This is a genomic window from Brasilonema bromeliae SPC951 (genome assembly GCF_012912135.1).
Lineage (GTDB): Bacteria > Cyanobacteriota > Cyanobacteriia > Cyanobacteriales > Nostocaceae > Brasilonema > Brasilonema bromeliae.
This window is the reverse complement of sequence record NZ_QMEB01000003.1, coordinates 8,228-28,366: the sequence shown is the minus strand read 5'-3', so window position 1 is coordinate 28,366 and position 20,139 is coordinate 8,228. Positions and strand designations below refer to the sequence as shown.

The following is a 20,139-nucleotide window of genomic DNA, read 5'->3' as shown; positions in this document are numbered from 1 at the left end:
ATGAGAATGCTTTATCAGAGGAATTAACCGATGGGATATGTCATTGCTACTGCAAATATGAAGGGCGGAGTTGGTAAAACCACCCTCACCGTCAATATGGCGACTTGTTTAGTTAAAAATCATAACAAGCGGGTGCTTGTCCTTGACTTAGATAGCCAAATTAGTGCCACACTTAGTCTGATGTCCCCTGTGGATTTTGCCAAGCTTCGCAAAAACAAACGGACATTGAGATATCTGATAGATGACATTATCAACCCCTCATCAAGGGCAAAACTGACGATTCGAGATATCATTCAGCCTCAAGTTTGTAATCTCCCCGGACTGGATTTATTGCCAGGAGATATCGACTTGTACGATGAATTTGTCGTCTCACAAATGCTGCATCAACAAGCAGTCAGTTTGGGTGAAAATGAATTTGAAACGATTTGGAATCGTTTTGAAAGAGTTTTGGTTGGAAAAATCTTAGAACCCATTCGGCAAGAATATGATTTTATCATCTTAGACTGCGCTCCTGGATATAATCTTTTGACTCGTAGTGCTTTAGCAACTAGTAATTACTATATACTTCCTGCTAAACCAGAACCACTATCTGTGGTAGGTATTCAATTGCTGGAAAGACGCATCGCCCAGTTGAAAGAAAGTCACGAACATGAAGCACATATAGATATACAAATGCTGGGAATCATCTTCACAATGTCTAACGCTAACTTTCTCAGCGGAAGATATTACAAACAAGTGATGCAGCGCGTTCATCAAGATTTTGGGGATGGAAAAATTTGTCAAACACAAATACCAGTGGATGTGAATGTTGCTAAGGCTGTTGACAGTTTTATGCCTGTTGTTTTAAACAATTCCAGCACAGCAGGGTCAAAAGCATTCTATCAATTAACTCAAGAGTTGTTGCAAAAGCTAGAGTCTGCTGAACTTCAAAAGCAGCAAAAAACAAATTTATAGCAGGGAACGCTTAACAGGGAACAGGGAACAGTTATCAAGTTTGGTGAGATGGATTTCACAGTGAACAGTTATCAAGGTTATGAGTAACAAGTACTGATAACTGATAACTGATCACCCTATGGCTGACGCCACGCCTTACGGCTATCGGGTTCGCCAGATGCCTACGGAGGGAAACCCTCCTGCAGCACTGGACTCACTGATAACTGTTAAAACTCTCCTGCTAAAGCAGAAACACAACGTTCACAAATCAGGGGATGTTCGGCTGACTCTCCGACATGAGTTGAGTAGTTCCAGCAGCGATCGCACTTTTGTCCCTCTGCGTTCACAATTCCAATTTCCCATGCATCGGACTGCAATTTGTACTCCAATCCTTGCACCGCTTCCGGAGAATCCAACAACTCTACTTGTGAGGTAATGAACAAATAACGCAGTTCGTCTATTCCATTCTGAGTTGCATTCAGTGATTTTACTGTAGAGCGTAACTGCTCATCTACTACAGACAGTAGCACCTTAGCTTCCAAGGAAGAACCAATCATTTTCTTGACTCTGGCTTCTTCCAGCACTTTATTCACCTCAGTGCGGACTTGTCGCAATTGCTGCCACACTACTGCTAATTCTGGATTTCGCCACTTCTCGTCCAACTGCACCCAACCAGCTTCAAACACTGACTTGTAAGGTGTTTTGTACGGGAGAAATTGCCAGATGTCTTCTGCCATATGGCATAACACAGGGGCGATCGCCCGTGCTAAATTCTCCAAAGCAATCTTCAGCACCGTTTGACAACTGCGACGCCGGAAAGCATTTGGCGCACTGATGTACAGTCTATCCTTAGCAGCATCCAGATAGAAGTTGGATAAATCAACCACGCAGAAATTTTGAATTGTTTGGAAAAAGCGGAAGAATTGGAAACTTTCAAACGCTTCTGTCACTTCCTTAAAGACTTCCGTCATGCGGTGCAGCATATAGCGATCAAGCTGCGGTAATTCCTCGAACGGTACTGCGTCTTTTTGAGGATCAAAATCGTGCAAGTTACCCAACAAGAACCGCGCCGTATTGCGAATCTTGTTTCTGATATCCGTCAGTTGCTTGAGGATATTTTTACCAAGCGGAACATCCGAGGTGTAATCTACTGACGACACCCATAAACGCAACACGTCTACACCATAGGCGGGTTCTTCTTTTTGATTTTTCCCACCTTCAATCACGACTTTCGGTTCAACCGTGTTTCCCAGTGACTTACTTTGCTTACGCCCTTGTTCATCTAAGATAAAGCCGTGAGTCAACACCTTTTTGTACGGCGCACAATCGTTAACCGCTACACTGGTGAGTAAACTTGACTGGAACCAACCGCGATGTTGGTCTGAACCTTCCAGATACAAATCAGCAGGATAGCGCAACTCTGGTCGTTGTTCTGCCACAGCTGCCCAAGATGAACCAGAATCAAACCACACATCCATCGTATCAGTCCCCTTACGGTAAGACCGACCGTTGTTCCGGTATTTTTCTGGTAATAACTCCTCAACCGAAAGTTCCCACCAAGCATCAGAACCCTTTTCGGCAAATATTGCTTGGACGTGGGAAATGGTTTCTTCATTCAGCAGTGGTTCGCTGGTTTCTTCATCGTAAAAAACAGGAATTGGGACACCCCAACTGCGCTGACGGGAGATACACCAGTCAGAACGTTCTGCAACCATTGGTGTGATGCGGTTTTCGCCTTGGGCGGGAATCCATTTTACAGTGGCGATCGCCTTGAGTGCCTCATCCCGAAATCCTTCGACTGAAGCAAACCACTGTTCCGTCGCCCGGAAAATCGTCGGTTTCTTTGTCCGCCAGTCATAAGGATACTTGTGAACATAAGCTTCCTCCTTCAACAGAGAACCCGACGCCGTTAAAGCATCAATCACCGCCTGGTTTCCATCACCCAGAACATTCAACCCAGCAAACTGTCCCGCTTCCTCGGTGAAATTTCCATTGTCATCTACTGGCGCAAGAATCGGTAAACCGTAGCGCTGACCAACTATGTAGTCTTCTTGACCATGTCCGGGAGCTGTGTGTACCAAACCAGTACCTGACTCAGTCGTTACATAATCACCGCCGATGACAATCGGACTTTCGCGGTCAAACAAAGGATGACGGTAAGTGGAATGTTCTAAATCTTTCCCTTTGACTGTGGTTTTTACTGTTAGCTGAGTTCCCAGAACCTCAGATAAACGTTCCACCAAATCAGCAGCAACAATCAGGTAGCGGAACCTCACCCCCTCAGTCCCCCTCTCCCCAAGGGGAGAGGGGGAAGCAACTTCTTCACTCTCTCTTCCTGCTTGCACGGAGTGGGAAGCATTTTCTTCACTCCCCCTCCCTGCTTGCGGGGAGGGGGTTGGGGGGTGGGGTTCCACTTCCACCACCGCGTACTTGAGATCTGGGTTTACCGCAACAGCCAAGTTAGCAGGAATTGTCCAAGGTGTCGTTGTCCAGATAGCCACACCCAACTGAGTTAAAAATTCCCCTAGTGCAGGTTTTACCGTCTCCGATAAACCCGTCATTGGGAAAGCCACATAAATACTACGCGAAGTGTGACCTTCAGGATACTCCAATTCAGCTTCTGCCAGTGCCGTATTAGAACTCGGACTCCAGTGTACTGGCTTCAGACCACGATAGATGTATCCTTTTAACACCATTTGACCGAAAACACCAACTTGAGCCGCCTCATATTCCGGCTTCAGAGTTAGATACGGGTGTTCCCAATCACCCCAAATCCCGTAGCGTTTGAAACTTTCACGCTGTTCATTGACTGTAGAGAGGGCAAAATCTTTTGCTTTATGACGCAGTTGCAAAGGCGTCAAATTTTGTCGTTCTGCCGACTTCATATTTTGCAACACTTTTAGTTCAATCGGCAAACCGTGACAGTCCCAACCAGGTACATAACGAACTTTACGCCCGCGCAGCAGTTGATAGCGGTTAATAATGTCTTTAAGAATTTTATTTAAAGCATGACCAAGATGGAGAGAACCATTTGCGTAGGGTGGTCCATCGTGCAATATAAATAACTCGCCTGGATTATTTTGGGACAGGCGTTCATAAATTTTATTTTCTTCCCAAAACTTTTGGATTTCTGGCTCCCGCTTCACAGCGTTCGCTCGCATATCAAAGTTTGTTTTGGGTAAATTTACGGTATCTTTGTATTTTCCAGTTTCTGTCACGATTTCATGCCAAGGAATAGTAATGTCTTTTTCTCACGAATAACGGTGAGAAGGTTTTTGACTTGGGTGCAAAACATTTCAACAGGCGACGCGAGCTATGCCTGCGAAGATAGTCGAATATTAAACATATGGTACTCTATCTTTGTTGTTAGGAGTTTTCTTTAAAGTAATCCGATTAATCCTGCTGACATTTCCCGGTTACTTATAAATATATGAAACCAGGCTACGGTTGAGTAGCGGATGCAGAGGAACCAAGTTTGTGACACTGCCGCTAGACAATTGCAGCGTCGATTCGTGGATACCAAACGCTTCGACTAAATGAGTCTGTAACTCCCATTGCAATTGATCCTGCTGTTGAGCATTTAACGGCTCGATACGTAAGTGGGCGCACAGGGCAGTCTGACCGCACCCAATCGCCCAAATTCTTAGCGTTTCAACCCGGCGCACCCCCGGAAACGATTGCAATGCTGCTTCAACCTCGGTAGGCTTGATGAAGCGCGGAGCATACTCTAGCAAAACCTCCAGACTACTCCAGATTAGGGGAATGGCGCTTAGACCAGCAAAACAGGCAATCAATAGACTCATGACCGGGTCAATCCACCACCATTTCAGCCAGTAAATCACCAGTGCTGCTACCAGAATCCCCACCGCGCTAAATGCATCAGCAACGATGTGCAGGAATGCTGCTCGGAGATTCAAATCGTCGAGACTGTGCTTGTGCAGCAGCGTTAAATTCAAACCGTTGACAATCAACCCCAGTCCTGCTCCTAACAACAAAGGCAGACTCAAGATAGGTTCTGGATTCTGGAACCGTGCGATCGCTTCCCAAGCAATAAACCCGGCGATCAACAGCAGCCCTAAACCATTTATTAACGCCGCCAGAATTTCAACTCGCCCATGTCCAAAGGTCGCCCGCCCCGCCGCTGGACGCCCGGCAAGCCAGCTTGCCAACAGTGTTAGCCCCAACGCACCGACATCCGATAACAGGTGTCCGGCATCAGCTTGGAGCGACAGACTATGGCTCCACAGTCCGATACCAATTTCTGCTGGCAGAACACTGATTAGCAACGCCAGCACCAGCCATAATCGCCAGATCTTTTTCTGAGGCTGATTTTGTGAACGACTAAAGTCACAACAAGTGCAGGAGCGATCAAAGGCAATTTCAGACCAATTCAAGTGCTGCTTAACCGAAAGCATATCGTAATATCTAATGTTTCTAGCTGTTTGTAATTGGGTAAGGTACACCAAAGAAATAATGAACCAGAGATGAACACAGATAAATGTATCTGTAACTCATTCAAAACTCCTTTCCCTCTCCGAACCTGCGGAGAGGGAAAGGAGTTTGGTAAGGTTTTTAGTTTTTTACAAGTGTTTATCCGGACATGATAGACAAGGGGGAAACTCTAATTTCAGACAAGCCCTTTTTATGAGGGATCTTGCGGTTCTTTACCAGTGATAGCCTCATACATTGCCTTGTAAATGTGAACCTGGTCTACTGCATTTGGAACGCCAGGAACATCAAATCCGTAGTTTTTGTAGCCCTTACCGATGTACTTGTCCAGCTTGAACGGTCTGCCCTGATAGTAAACTGGCACCGGACGACGAGTGTGGCTGCCCCAACCGTATTTGTCTTCAGGAATTGACCCAAAGCTGTGACCCACAGAAGCCGAGTCAGTTTCAGAACCATAGGTAAGTGCTTTAGCGCCCTTGGTTCTCAGCAATTCTGGGAAGTTGGGATACAGTGTTAAATAATGGTCATGGTCTGCCGTGACAATTAGAACGTTCTTTTGCCAACCACCGTTACGCTCGATCCATTTCATTGCAACGCCTACAGCCTTATCAAAGTCGAGTACCGTACCAATGATGTTATCGATGTTGTTGTCATGAATTCCCCAATCAACATCGCCGCCTTCGACCATCAACCAGAAACCGTCCTTATCCTTGCCTAACACATTGAGTGCCGCTTGTGTCAAGTCTCCTAAGGTAGGATTCTCATTCACCTCACGCGCAATGAAAGCCTCATTGGTTTCACCGGGCTGGAGTGGGCGATCGGTATCATTGACTGGTATATCACCCCGCTTATAAGCATCGTTGGTACGGTTGTACAAAGAAGACTGACGGGCAAAGTTGGCAAGACCGGTAATACTGTAATCCCCGTCAGCACCACTCACTGGAATGTTGCCCTCCTGTCCGCGAGCACCGTAGAGTCCCAGCAAGCGTTCACCCTTGTTGGGATCAATTTCTCTGGAAGTCTTTAGGAGAAGCTTCGCGGCATTCGGACTCCGTTCTAAGAAACGATAGCCGTAGCGGTTGTTGGGATTCGATGAAGCAGTCGCTTTGCAAGCCTCTGCATCACTGAGAGAAGTTTTACCTGTCAGTTCCTTATAGGTAGATGCTCTGATGTAGACGTAGTTGCAAGTACCTGGCTCTTTGTAACCCACTTGACCTGGTGTGTTGACCGTGTTGTCATGATCGAGGGGATGACCACCACCTAGCAGCACCGTGGGTAGGAAAATGTCCTCCAGGTCAGGTCGGTCTGGGTTTTCATTGAAATCCGGTCTAATAGACTGCTGGATAATGTTATCCAAGGTTGGATAGTCAGCATCATACTTGGTACGCCGGTTGACAGACGCTTCGGCTGCACCGGGCGTTGCGTGGCTGATGGGAACTGAGGTTAACAGACCTGTTGATTTGCCTTGCTTTCTCGCGGTTTGCAGAATCGTTTCGATAGGCTTTTCAAAGATGTCTACCATGGCGTTGTTGTAGCTCTTCACTCCTGTGTAGAGTGTGAAGGCAGTGTTGGCGGAATCTGGTAGGCTCAGCTTGATATATTCTGCCTGGCAGTTGAACCGATTAGGAACGTCGTTAATAGATTTTCCTACTGGTACTGTAATGTCGCAAGGTGGCGGTGTAGCAGGTGTCCAGGGATTAGGACCACCTTTTTCAACCTCCCAACCTGTAAGATTACCCAACGATGGGTCTGTTGCACCACCTGATCCACTTGCTAAGTCAGTACCGGGATTAAACGGTAAAGGCTTAAAGGAAAACCCAGGACGGATGTTGCTCTGACCGGTTACATTGTTAGTTCCATCCAATGCGGAGTTGCCGGTAGAAAACCTACCACTCTTCTGATCGAAAATGGTAGTACCGTAGGTCGTCGCATAGGTGTAGCCTTTCAGCTTCTGTAAATTCAGACCACGACCTTCTCCACGGGTGTAAAAAGAACCACCGTTGGTAATGGCAGCTGCACGCACAGGCTCCCAACCCATTCCATCGCCAATCATGATAATGACGTTAACACCATTCCCGCTTACCTCTTGAGCAAAGGCAGGCTGTTCAATCAAGAGCGTCGTGAAAAGGAGCAGACAACTTGTGAGCCATGCGATCGCTCGTACATGCTTTTCAAACCAGGAAATCATCGGGGTTGCCTTGATAATTTATTTAGAAATGTTTCGTCAAAAGTTGAAATTGTAATCTATCGGGATCACTAAGGAACTTCCAAAGTGCGATTCAGCCATCAACGAATCGCACCTTGGAAGTTCCTAAAACCTAGAAGCCACTAAAAATTTGGCAAGTGGTTTGAATCCCTGGTCACCCCAGCCGACCAATACGGAGTGCCAGGCGGGTTTTTTGGGGTATATGCATGAGCAGAACTCTGATGATTGGGGTTCTGAGCGGTTGAAGCTAACTGAGTAAGCGGCAATCCCAACGCTAACAGAAGCACACAGATCAAGCCAACTGCAAACCAGATCAATGTTCGTAGATGATCTCTGAGGAGTTGAATCATAAATACCACCATTCGTGCGGATTAAACAAAGTTTCGATGCTCTGCTGTGCTGAGGAAAATTTCAGGCAATTGAGGTTAGCTCAAACATTCCGTGCCCACCGGAGTGCCATTGCAAGGGAGTGCAGTAAGTCTGTGTATTTTTTTACGCTTGCTAAAGCTTACAGAAAGAATATCAACTGTTCAATTGATCAAACACTAACGTTTGATTAAACTTAGGTAAAATCTTTAGTTGTAACGCGAACCACCACTGACTTTACGTTTTGTTACCGCCAATCGCAACGAGCGCTCCGCCAAATTGTTATCAGGGGGAACTTCCGGATGATCAAGAAAAAACCACCACGCTGTCATACTTGTCCGCAATTTCGATAACAGGTTCAACACAAAAGCACTAGCTTTTGGTATCCAAGTATTCAAGGCATGGCTCAACTTTGATTTGAATTGTTTCGCCCAACTGGTATACTGTTGAAAGTCGTTTGAGTGTTGAAATTGACGATAGTTATCAAACACATCATCAATCAAATCAACGAACGCATTACCTGCTCGTTGCATTATCCCGACCAGGACGCGCTCATTAACCGCAGAAAATGTCGTCGTAAGTGTGCCAGACACTTTTGGTGACTTGCAACACAGTAGGCATTGTAAACACTAAAATCGTCACTGCTGTTGACCCCACGATACTCAGTTCCCAATAATTGTTCGAGTTCGACACGCGATCGCGCCTTGCGCGGCTCCCCTTGGGAGCAGGGCGCGCTTCGCGCTACTGCCAAAGAAAGTTCTTCCAGAATAGGGTTCCCCGAATCTCCGATTCGGGGCAACGAGGCGTAGCCTGGTTGGGCAGTATACGGGCGATCGCGTGTCGGCGGCATGAAACAAACAAAACGTTTTATTGGCGACGACCCACAACCATTCCTTTACTCCTTTGACTGACCAAGGTGTCTCATCAACGTGAATATTTGGTTGCTCGTTTTTCACCCATGTACCCAATGCTTCGACTGGCGGGTCAATCGCAACAGCGACACGTTCATTTGTCGCAACGAGCGTTCCCTCGCCGATATCAATTTGTCCCAACTCAAATAACAGTTCGCGGATTTTCGCATATGGTACGTGTCCGTAATTGCCCAACCAACCAATTAACGCTTGCAGTCGTACTCTAAATCTTGTCCTGGAATCATCTCCCGCTTCATTAAAACCGGAAAAACTGCGGTGCCCTTCGGGTTCGCCAGTCGCCAAGTGAGGGAAACCCTCCTGCAGCGCTGGACTCACCTCATTACTAAGCGCCTTGGTTTAGCGCCAACGTTCGCGCAGCGTGTCCGGAGGACACTCTGGGCGCTAAGATGCCCCAAACGTAGATTTTTCGGAAAAAATGAGTATTTATACACGGGGCATCTCAGGTCGGCACCGCAGTATTTCAATCGTTGTGACCCAACCCTGACCAGTCGGCAGGACAAGATGTTCCGCAGTGCGAACATTGATTGTGATAGCGATGATATTCGACGATTTCAATAGGAGAGTGCGACTAACTGCGCGACTTGCTGGATTTCGACATTAACCATATTAGGCGCGAAGTACTTTCCTCCGCAGTGCGGACACACTTGTGGACGTAGAATTTTGATATCGCCTTTAACTATTATGAACCTTCAGCCTGGTTTTTCGGTGGTACTTGTCCTGGAGGTGCTTCTGCTGGAGGAGCAAGTGCAGCTCGTGGTGCTACTTCCTCAATCGGAGGCGGTGTTTTTTCCTCAGTCTCATGTGCTTGAGCGGCTTCTAGCAATTCCGGAGATGAAGGATTCGGTGGAACTGCTTCTGGAGGAGTCTCAGTTTTTGCTTCCGTAGGAGCAGATGCTGTTGGGGTTTTTGCTTCGGTATCAGTGGTAGCAGGCGGGATAACTGCTGGTTGGTCTGTGACTGGAATGCGTTCATCGACAATCTCAACTACAGGTTTGGCTGTGGGTACAGGAGTCTGTGTCCTTTTAGACTTTTCGGGTGTCTTTTTACCCGCAGTTTGCGCTCGGTCTTTGACCCCCGAAAAACGACTACCAATAGCTTTTGGTAACTGAGCAAGTTTTTGTGGAAGCGACAACTGAGAAACCTGCTGCTGAATGTTTGTTTTTACTACCTCAGTGCTGGGTATCTGAGTTTGTTGTATCTTTGGTGTGAGTTGACGACGTAACGACAGTGTTTGCCAGCCAAACCAACCTAAAAGAGCCACACTAGCTACATGACCCAGCAAAAGACCCCCAGTAATGCCTCGGGCAAATATCCATAACACCAAGGCGTAGAACAGTCCTACACCACTCAAAATAAAATCATTCTTACGGTGGATTTCAGGAAAAAAGAAAGCTGCTATGTAAAGCGCTACACTTCCAAGACCGACAGTCAACGCTAGGATATATGCCAGCATTTTGTGGTTACTCCTTACTGTGTCATTTCACTAGGGATTTGGGATTGAGGATGAGGAATTGGGAGTAGAAGTACTCAGTCCAAAGTATCTAGTCCAACGCGGCGGAAATAAAGCTACCCTAGTGGGAACGGCCACGCCTTACGGCTATCGGGTATGCCTGCTTTCGCCTGACGGCTTTAGCCCTCTGGGCGTGCGCTTTGCGCATACACCAGTCGCCAAGTGAGGGAAACCCTCCTCATGCGCGCTGGATTCACCATTCCAAAGCAGCGAAAAGCCCACATAATCAACTTTTTGACTTTTGACTTTTTACTTCCGCGCAGCGGTACTAGTCCCCCATCGTTTAACTAGATATCTCAATTTTGCAAATTTTGCCAGAAAGTTGTTGAATCAGATACAAATTAAAATTTTTTATCTGTGTGGGTGGAATATTTCGGCTGAGTTTAGGAAGTCTTAATGTCTTCTTTAGGAGAGAAGCAGAAATCTCAGACTACCCTTAAAGAGAAAGAGAATCTGCAAGAGTTAGCCAAAATTTTATGACACAGCAAAGCTTTGGTGTGATTGGTCTAGCTGTTATGGGTGAAAATATCGCTCTAAACGTTGAACGTAACGGCTTTCCAATCGCAGTTTACAACCGCTCGCGCGACAAAACTGATAAATTCATGGCTGAGCGTGCCCAAGGAAGAAACGCTAAAGCTGCTTTTACTTTAGAAGAGTTCGTTGGCTCCTTGGAACGTCCCAGAAGAATTTTAATCATGGTGCAAGCAGGTAAACCTGTAGACGCAGTGATTAGTCAGCTCAAACCCTTGCTGGACGAAGGCGACATTATTATCGATGGTGGTAACTCTTGGTTTGAAGATACAGATAGACGCACCCAAGAACTAGAACCCGCTGGGTTTCGGTTTATTGGTATGGGCGTCAGCGGTGGTGAAGAAGGAGCACTCAATGGTCCTTCACTAATGCCAGGAGGTACTCAAAGCTCTTACCAGTATCTGGAGCCAATTTTTACAAAAATTGCTGCCCAAGTCGATGATGGTCCCTGTGTCACCTACATTGGTCCTGGTGGTTCTGGTCACTACGTCAAAATGGTACACAACGGTATTGAGTACGGCGATATGCAACTGATTGCAGAAGCCTACGATTTACTGAAAAATGCCGCTGGACTTGACCATAATCAACTTCATGAAGTTTTTAGCCAGTGGAACACCACAGACGAGCTCAACTCGTTTTTGATTGAAATTACGTCAAACATTTTCCCTTACATTGACCCAGACACAAATTTACCTTTGGTAGATTTGATTGTTGACTCCGCAGGTCAAAAGGGAACAGGACGTTGGACTGTACAAACTGCTTTGGAATTGGGTGTTTCCATACCAACGATTATCGCAGCAGTTAATGGTCGCATCATCTCTTCCTACAAACAAGAACGGGTCGCAGCATCCAAGGTACTCACAGGTCCTACTGGCAAGTATGACGGAGATACCAAAGAGTTTATCAACAAGGTGCGTGACGCGCTCTACTGCTCGAAAATCTGTTCTTATGCTCAAGGAATGGCGTTGCTGTCGAAAGCTTCCCAAACCTATAATTGGGATTTGAAACTGAGTGAATTGGCGCGGATTTGGAAAGGTGGTTGTATCATTCGCGCTGGATTTTTGAACAAAATTAAGAAAGCGTTTAACGAAAATCCAGCACTACCTAACCTCCTGTTAGCCCCAGAATTCAAGCAGACAATTCTTGATAGACAAACAGCTTGGCGTGAAGTTTTGGTAACAGCCGCCAAACTGGGAATTCCAGTGCCAGCATTTAGTGCATCTTTGGATTACTTCGATAGCTATCGTCGCGATCGCCTACCTCAAAACCTCACACAAGCTCAACGCGACTACTTCGGTGCGCACACCTACGAGCGTGTCGATAAGCCCGGTGCCTTCCATACAGAATGGGTACCCATCACTGAAACATCTGTATAACATGGCATGTCATAACAACTGCAAGCTAGACAACCAAAGACACCTTCAAATTCTACGGTAGTCTCAAGAACTTCAGTTGAGAATTTTGAGTGACTCTGAGTTTTTCAGAGTCACTTTTTTTAGCTTGTTTTCTCGTTCCTTGCCTCTGGCAAGGAATGCATTTGGTCAAGGCTCTGCCTCAAGCTGACAATACGGTTCAGTTAAGGATAATAGTAGGTTGGGGAGCCAGCGCTGGAGGAGGGTTTCCCTCACTTGGCGTCTGGCGTTTGAGCAACGTTAGCGCAGCGTGTCCGCAGGACATAAACCAAGATTTTCAGAATTTTGTTGGGTTTCACTACGTTCAAACGCCACTTGCTAACTCCTGCGGAGACGCTCTTGCAACAAGTCGGGCATTGCCCGCCCAACGCAGTGGCTCCCCAACCTACAAAATTTAAGGTTTTTGGCTCTAACTGAACCGTATTGCTCAAGCTGATTAATAAGGAGGCAGAGCCTCCCATACTTCATTCCCATGCAGAGCATAGGAACGATAAAAATTGATTTATACCGCAATGACACAGAGGCTAACAGTATCCTAAAGCTTCACACAAACAGATTTGACCTCAGTGTAAAGCTCTAGCGCATTGTGTCCCATGTCTCGACCCCATCCTGACTGCTTGTAGCCGCCAAAGGGCAGAGCAGCATCAAAGATGTGATAGCAGTTAATCCAAACCGTACCAGCACGCAATTTAGACGCTAAACGATGAGCTTTCGATATATCGTTAGTCCAGATTCCTGCCGCTAAGCCATAAGTGCTATCGTTAGCCAGTGGGACAACCTCATCCACTTCTCTAAAAGGCATCGCCGTTACAACCGGACCAAATATCTCCTCTTGTACCACCTTCATTGTCTGCTTAGTATCAACCAGCACTGTAGGCTCCACAAAATAGCCTTGCTCACCAATTAGCTGTCCACCAGTTACGGCTTTTGCACCTTCAGCAAAACCTGACTGCATATAACCATAAACTCGGTCGAGTTGCTCATCAGAGATCAGTGGTCCCATTTCTGTACTGGGGTCAAGTCCTGGTCCAATTTTAATTTTCTTAGCTTCAGCAGCAACACCTTCCACCACTTGGTCAAAAATATCTTGTTGAATGTAAAGTCTTGAACCAGCATTACAACATTGACCATGATTGAAGAAGATAGAATTGGCTGCGCCCTTAATCGCTATCTCTAGATCAGCATCTTTGAACACGACGTTGGGTGATTTACCGCCTAGTTCTAAAGAAACCTTTTTGAGGTTACCAGCAGCAGCTTGGACAATCAATCTACCCACTTCAGTTGAGCCAGTAAAAGCAACTTTATCAACATCCGGATGTGCGGCTAGGGGAGCACCTGCAGTTTCACCATAACCAGTCACAATGTTGACCACACCATCAGGAAATCCAGCTTCACAGATTAATTCGCCTAAGCGAATAGCTGACAGGGGGGTTTGTTCGGCTGGTTTCAAAACGATTGTGCAGCCAGCAGCTAAAGCCGGACCTAATTTCCACGCAGCCATTAGCAAAGGGAAATTCCAAGGAATAATTTGTCCGACAACTCCAACAGGTTCGCGCACTGTGTAGGCAAAATATTGAGTCCCAGCAGAGATGGGAATCGTATTTCCTTCAATTTTTGTCGCCCATCCTGCCATGTAGCGAAACAAGTCAACCGCACCTGGCACATCGGCAACACGAGCAACACTGATTGGTTTACCATTATCCAGGGATTCTAATTCGGCAAATTCTTCCAGGTTTGCTTCTATTAAGTCCGCTAGTTTCCAAATGAGTCGTCCGCGTTCTGAAACAGTGAGTTTTGACCAAGGACCATTTTCAAAGGCTTCACGTGCAGCTTGTACTGCTCGATTAATATCTTCGCTCTCACCAGAAGCAGCATGGGCGATGACTTGACCTGTTGCTGGGTTATATACAGGAAAGGTTTGACCACTGGCAGACTCAACCCATTTTCCCCCAATCAGTAGTTTCAATGGCTGAGTTAAAAACCTCGACACTTGGTCGCTCAGAGGAATTCCAACTGCTTGTTGAACTAAAGTTGACATATTAATCTCCTTTTTATGAAGCTGTCATGCACTTACAGCAGTTTTCTGTAAGGTGGGCATTGCTTACCAATATCTCAAATGTCTATCACATAACCTTTTATGGGCAATGCCCAACGCCAGATGCTTCAAGCCGGGAAACCCGTCCAACGCACTGGCTCCCCTACGATTTTGTTTTTAAGGTTAAGTAAAATTTGTCAATTTTTCCCCACTTTATTTGTAATACAAAAGTTCGGCTTAGAAAGCCTTCCTTCGATAATTCTTATTGAGTTATGTAAAACCAATGTTAAAATACTATATAAATTTTGACAATGTACTATCTATCATTCACCTTTTTTATACTTAGCCTTTAATTCTTCCAATTCTTCATCTATTTCGCTTTTACTAAAAGACAGCGGATTAGCCTTTAACTGTTCCAATTCTTCATCTATTTTGCTTTTACTAGAAGATGGCTGGGGTGTTTGTGGCTGAGGCTGAATATTTTTGCTTTTACTAGAAGACGACTGGGGTGTTTGTGGCTGAGGCTGAACATTACGACCTTTATTGCTTTTGGATTTTCCACCTTGAAGAAATAGAGTTTTCATTTCCTCTAATTCTGTATCTATTTGAGTGGTCGCTTGATTGGTAGAAACAGGTGTGGAAATAGGTTTTGATGGAGTAACAGGTTTGATCGGAGTTACGGGTGTTGGGGCTAATTGCGGCTTTTGATTTAACTCTTTGAGGACTTCCTCTACAGTTTGGTAACGTCGAACGGGAATGCTTTGTAGCATTTTGTCCAAAATACGGCTCAACTCATTGCTAACTGGGCTTGTAAGATATTGTTGCCAAATCCAAGCGTCGTTGTTGATATCGTACAAGTCAAAAGGAGAGCGTTGAGTTAACAGGTGAACACAGGTAACACCTAAGCTGTATATATCACTGGCAAAAATAGCTCTTCCTCTAATTTGTTCAGGAGCAACATATTCTGGACTCCCAATACTGGTTCCTGTTCGATTTAAAGCTGTGTAAGTCGCTTCTTTTGCAGCACCAAAATCTACTAAAACCAGATTTCCGTTGCTTGATTTTGTGGTTGTACGACGAATAATATTTTCTGGCTTGATATCTCGGTGAATGACTTGTCTTGCATGACAAAATTGCAGCACTGGTAATAAATCATTCAGCAGTTGCCGAATTTGAGCTTCATTGAAAGCACCTTTTTGTTCTAATTCCTGGGCTAAGTTCAGTCCGTCGATAAATTCTTGTACAAGATACTGCCTATCATCTTGAGTAAAATAAGCTAATAGTTCTGGAATTTGGGGATGCTTGCCCAATTCATCCAAGCGCATTGCCTCTTGGGTAAACAACTCTACTGCTTTCTGGACTGTGCTGGTACCTTGAGCTTGGGGGTAGAATTGTTTAATGACGCAGCGTGGTTTGGATGGCTTATCCTCATCTACAGCCAAGAAAGTTCTGCCAAAACCACCCTGTCCTATTGGTTTGATGGCATGGTAGCGCTCTTTGAGCACTAACTTGGAACCACACGTGTGGCAGAATTTTTCATTATTGATGTTAACAGGGTTGGGGCAATTGGGATTTAAGCAATAGCTCATGTGACGAATATGGCTTTCGCGTAGCCTTGATACGTTGGCTAGGCTTTCATATGTTTTTATTTTGGCACGTTCAAAGATGATGGCGAATATTAGTAAAAAATATCTTAAGAAGAACTCAGTTGTTAGAACTCCGCAGCTAGGAATGCATCCCCCCCAAACAAATGCGCGGGGCTTTAAATAATGACGCCGTAATTCTACGCGCCTACTTGATGAAATACATTTTTTCTTTTTTAAAGAAATTCATGAATGGCTTTGTATCTTTTTTACTATTCATCCTTTTGACTACTGACTTCTAAGTTCTGAATTCTTTCTTGGTCAATTTTGAAGTGTGGAACGCTGACTTTTTAGTTGGAGGAGTGTTTTCCAATCTTGTAAAGTTTTGTCCGTCCAAAGCCAATTTTTCGTCAATTCTTTAATCTCAAAATTGACTGGGTCGTCTTTAATGATCATTTGACGCAGCTTGATGGCTTCATTGAGATATTGCTCGCGTTTTCCATTTGGTTGGTTGTTTGCAGTTTTATACAAGCCAATAGCTAACCCAGCATAAGCTGTTAAAGCATCCCGAGGGACTGGCTTTGAGGGTAAAAATGTTGTTGCAGAAGCAGCCGATTTACTCTGCTGTTCTCTGACTGCGAAACTCAACGCCTTAAACCAATAGTCATTTGCTCGGTTAAGGTTACCTTGTGCATAGTAGGCAAAGCCTAAAGCATTATTATACAAAATTGAGTCTGGTTCAGTTTTGAGCGCACTTTCCCAATAACGACGGGCATCATCGACGCTATATCTATTGTCTCCTGTCTTGATCAATTGCCATGCTAATCGTCCTTTGAAAAAGTAGACTGATGGATTGTCTGCAAACTGTTCGGGAATGGCGTCAAGGGCGGCTTGAGCGTTAGGAAGTAGATTACGATTAAGCAATTCTTCGACAGCTTCAAGTCCTATTTGTAATTCCCCCTTACTCAATTTGTCGGTGGCGATCGCACTAACAACTTTAGTTTCAGTCGTTTTAAAATTGGCTTGTGGAGTGCTGCGGCTTTCTTGTTGAGACTCAGGAGAAAAGACCGGTATTTGTTGATTATGTGACCACCAGTTGAAACCGACTACGGCTACGATGGCGCAAAGGGCTGCTCCCGCAAGAGCGATAGCACTGACTCCTATACTACCCCGCGATACTTTACGTCTTTTGCCTTGTTTTGGTTTGGCTGTTGGTGTTCTAATAGCGGTCGTCTGAGTTAATGGCCCGACATTCGAGTTTTCCCAGTCTACTTGCAAGTCCAACTCTTGTTGGCGACTCAGTTGACTATTAGAGGCGAGTTCGTGAGGATCTGCGTCCTGCTGTCTACCATAAGATGCTGCTTCACGGACTTCTTCCCACATCCCGAGATCATTTTCCAGCGAAGCTATTTCACCTGAAACTTCTTTTTCGTCGAGACTATCTTCCCCAAATTGAACAAGTTCTGCCTTCATGGAAGATTGTTCAGATGTCTTTTGTTGATCTAGCTGGCGGAACAAATCTGAAACAATCGCTGAATCTTCTTCATAAGTTGGGTCATCGTACTCGATTTCATCAATCAGGTCGCCCCAGGTCTCTTCCCCTAGCAAGTCTAGATCATCGAATGAGTCTCTTGCCAAAGATGAGGGTAACATATCCTCAAGGGGTAAAGGCATACTGGCGTCGTTTGCCTGATCTGAGTAAATTATTGCTGACGTCTTTAGAGAAGGATTGTACTCGTTAAATAACTCCTCACCTTGAGGTAACGATATCTGTGGACTAAGATAGCCGTCAAATCCTGGCTGGATATAAAGAGTTGGTAGTGCCCAGTATAGTTGGTGAGAACCATAGGCAGCAATCAATCCTTGACGCATCCGACTCACGCACAAATCCACAGGATATCCGTGAGAAAGGTTGCGGTAAAATAACTGTGTTAACAGTAGTGCCACTTCATCAGGAATACGTTCTGACATCGCCAAAACACTCCTGATGCCGCGCCTCACCAAGCTTTCTGTCAAATTACGTTCCCCTGTGTCTCTGACGCCACCAGAGGAGGTCGCTGCATATGTTCCCAGGCAGGAGTTAAATACTGCCATTTGGATGTTATTGTTGACCAACAAGCCCGCTAAGTCGTCACCACTGAGGGTTTCCCTTAAACCAGTTCTGCTACTGACAAGATAAATTTCTCCGCCGTTAGGACCTATGTTACTGTGACCGGAGTAGTGCAGAACATGGTATCGTCCTTGTTCTAACGCTTGTGTCAACTCTTCTCGCCCTGGTTGTTCTAACAGGGTCAGTTCTATATTGTGCGGGAGATAATTGCCGCTTTCGCCTGGGTGAAGTTCGGCTTGGAGTTTAATGGCTTCTTGTTTGAGGAGATCTAGACGCACCAGATCTGTGGGAGAAGCAATTGCCATCAATACCTTTAGCCCACCTTCCTCTGCAGGTGCTGGCATACCTGTTGACGGTAGACGAGACGTTCTACCAATTCCATTTTGGTAGCGAGAAAAGGCGATATAGGGTCCTGTGGCAATCGGGCGATCGCCTGCATGCATGACTTCCCAAGGAAGACGTGCTAATTTAGTATCCTTCAGCCCTAACCGCAAACGCAACACTTGTTGGTGGTTTTGGGCTATTCCTTGTGCCGTAATCCAACTATCTCTGAGAGTGCCTTGAAACAGTGCATTATAAAGTTGCTGACCCAACGCCACCAAGTTGACGGAGTTTCTTGCGATCGCATCTCCCTGCAGCACCGACTTCAACGGGTCATTCATCAAATGTCCCGCAGCCGTCAACCAATCAGCCACAGGCCAAGTCACCAGTTCTTCTGCTAATGGCACCCCAGGCGCGACTTGTTCCGTGCGCACCAAGTAGTCATTTTGCCCTACTGGGGTTACGGAAATGTGAAATTCCTGGGTCACAACTGCTCCTGTTTGCCTCCTAAATCTGGTTTGAAACCCGAAAGTTTCAAGTCGATGTTTTGCTTCTTCTTATACCTTAGATGCATCCTGGCACTGATTGTTTCTGATTCGTGTTGTTTTGCTCATCAGCGTGTGAGCTGTAAGCATTCATCACCCACGAGTCATCATTCATGCTGTCTTCTCTCCGACTAGGTTAAAAGTCTCGGTGAATTGCTGAAACCTCTGGGGTATCGCAGAGAAAAAATTATTTGTTCATAAAAGTACATCCCATAGATTGAGTTCTTGTACTACAATTTTAAATTCGGAACCAATCTTCTTTCATAACTTTATCCGGATCTTGTCAGTTTAGCCCAGAACTTTCTTACTGGTAGATGCACCTTGATCTTGACTCCCATGTAGGTTAACACCTTTTGGGAGTTTTTCTGTCTTTGGTGATTTCATTTTCATGCTAGGAGTAGGGGGTTACGGGTCTCTTGGGAAAATAATTTCCCAGCACCTCTACATCCAAATTAATTTTCTCGTGATAATTAGCTCATTTGTTCACACCCTCTGAGTTTTTGTGATAATTTACAAAAAATCTCAATTATTTCTGATATACAAAATCATCCGGAGAAAGTCGTTATCTCTAGAACATAGTATTGGTAGATGCACCCTGATAACTGACACCCCTAGTGGACTTTCGGCTACTTGGGGTTTTTTTTATTTTTAGTGGGTCTTGAACTTTCACTACAGAATCACGCGATGAAAATCCTTATTTCTTTTGCCCTCTGCTTTCTTTTCATGGTAGATAAAAGCAAAATATTTTTTACCTCTATTTTGCAGAATTTATCCGGTTCAAGCCGTTCTTTATAGAACATAGGATTGGTAGATGCACCCTGATAACTGACCCCCTAGTGGACTTTCGGCTGCTAGGGGATTTTTTCTGACTGACACAACTATCACTCTCATTTTCGCGCTTTTTGTGACAAACACTTAGTTATTCATAAAACATACAACTGGTCAATCCACCCTGATAACTCACTTTTTTAGTCGGCTTCCACTTACTGGATTTTATTTATTTTTTACAAATCAGACAAGTATAATATTGAGTATTTTATAAAACATCATACATATAGATGCACCCTGATAACTCACTTCCCTAGTTGGCTACTCGCTGCTGGGGATTTATTTTTTTTGACACAAAAGTAGCGATCATTTGGTAGTTTTTGTCCGGAACACCCTAGTTATTCATAGAACATAGTATTGGTAGATGCACCCTGATAA

The 20,139-nt window shown here is 45.2% G+C and carries 10 protein-coding genes and 2 pseudogenes; 3 read left to right on the top strand and 9 right to left on the bottom strand.

What is annotated here, in order from left to right; translation table 11 throughout:
• Positions 1 to 30: 30 nt before the first annotated feature.
• Positions 31 to 954, top strand: coding sequence for a ParA family protein (locus DP116_RS00790; RefSeq protein WP_169153350.1), 924 nt, complete (start codon positions 31 to 33; stop codon positions 952 to 954).
• Positions 955 to 1,160: 206 nt separating this feature from the next.
• Here the strand turns inward: DP116_RS00790 and ileS are convergent, their stop codons facing one another.
• The 6 genes and pseudogenes from ileS to DP116_RS00755 all read right to left on the bottom strand — a co-directional run bounded on the left by ileS (position 1,161) and on the right by DP116_RS00755 (position 10,339).
• Positions 1,161 to 4,151, bottom strand: a complete 2,991-nt coding sequence (gene ileS / locus DP116_RS00785; RefSeq protein WP_169153349.1) for an isoleucine--tRNA ligase — start codon at positions 4,149 to 4,151, stop codon at positions 1,161 to 1,163.
• 198 nt (positions 4,152 to 4,349) lie between these two features.
• Positions 4,350 to 5,348 (bottom strand): cation diffusion facilitator family transporter, encoded by a 999-nt coding sequence (locus DP116_RS00780; RefSeq protein ID WP_169153348.1) that lies wholly within the window; start codon positions 5,346 to 5,348, stop codon positions 4,350 to 4,352.
• Between the two features lie 227 nt (positions 5,349 to 5,575).
• On the bottom strand, positions 5,576 to 7,570 hold the full coding sequence (locus tag DP116_RS00775; RefSeq protein ID WP_169153347.1) for an alkaline phosphatase: 1,995 nt from the start codon (positions 7,568 to 7,570) through the stop codon (positions 5,576 to 5,578).
• A gap of 602 nt (positions 7,571 to 8,172) precedes the next feature.
• Positions 8,173 to 8,654: pseudogene (locus DP116_RS29895) on the bottom strand (IS66 family transposase); the annotation flags it as partial.
• Between the two features lie 136 nt (positions 8,655 to 8,790).
• Positions 8,791 to 9,107 (bottom strand): annotated as a pseudogene (locus DP116_RS29890) (IS66 family transposase); the annotation flags it as partial.
• Between the two features lie 458 nt (positions 9,108 to 9,565).
• Entirely contained in the window at positions 9,566 to 10,339 is a 774-nt protein-coding gene (locus DP116_RS00755) for a Ycf66 family protein (RefSeq protein WP_169153344.1), read from the bottom strand.
• 533 nt (positions 10,340 to 10,872) lie between these two features.
• Here DP116_RS00755 and gnd point away from each other — a divergent pair.
• The gene (gene gnd, locus DP116_RS00745; RefSeq protein WP_169153342.1) at positions 10,873 to 12,303 is read left to right on the top strand and encodes an NADP-dependent phosphogluconate dehydrogenase; all 1,431 of its coding nucleotides are present in this window, start codon (positions 10,873 to 10,875) and stop codon (positions 12,301 to 12,303) included.
• Between the two features lie 155 nt (positions 12,304 to 12,458).
• Entirely contained in the window at positions 12,459 to 12,737 is a 279-nt protein-coding gene (locus DP116_RS00740; RefSeq protein WP_169153341.1) for a hypothetical protein, read from the top strand.
• 137 nt (positions 12,738 to 12,874) lie between these two features.
• Here DP116_RS00740 and DP116_RS00735 read toward each other — a convergent pair whose 3' ends face one another.
• From DP116_RS00735 to hetF, 3 genes are all read right to left on the bottom strand, one after another.
• Positions 12,875 to 14,377, bottom strand: a complete 1,503-nt coding sequence (locus tag DP116_RS00735; RefSeq protein ID WP_169153340.1) for an aldehyde dehydrogenase family protein — start codon at positions 14,375 to 14,377, stop codon at positions 12,875 to 12,877.
• Between the two features lie 320 nt (positions 14,378 to 14,697).
• A complete protein-coding gene (locus DP116_RS00730) occupies positions 14,698 to 15,963 on the bottom strand; it encodes a serine/threonine-protein kinase (RefSeq protein WP_169153339.1) in 1,266 nt (421 codons plus the stop codon).
• Positions 15,964 to 16,278: 315 nt separating this feature from the next.
• On the bottom strand, positions 16,279 to 18,876 hold the full coding sequence (hetF, locus tag DP116_RS00725; RefSeq protein WP_169153338.1) for a cell division protein HetF: 2,598 nt from the start codon (positions 18,874 to 18,876) through the stop codon (positions 16,279 to 16,281).
• Between the last annotated feature and the right edge of the window lie 1,263 nt (positions 18,877 to 20,139).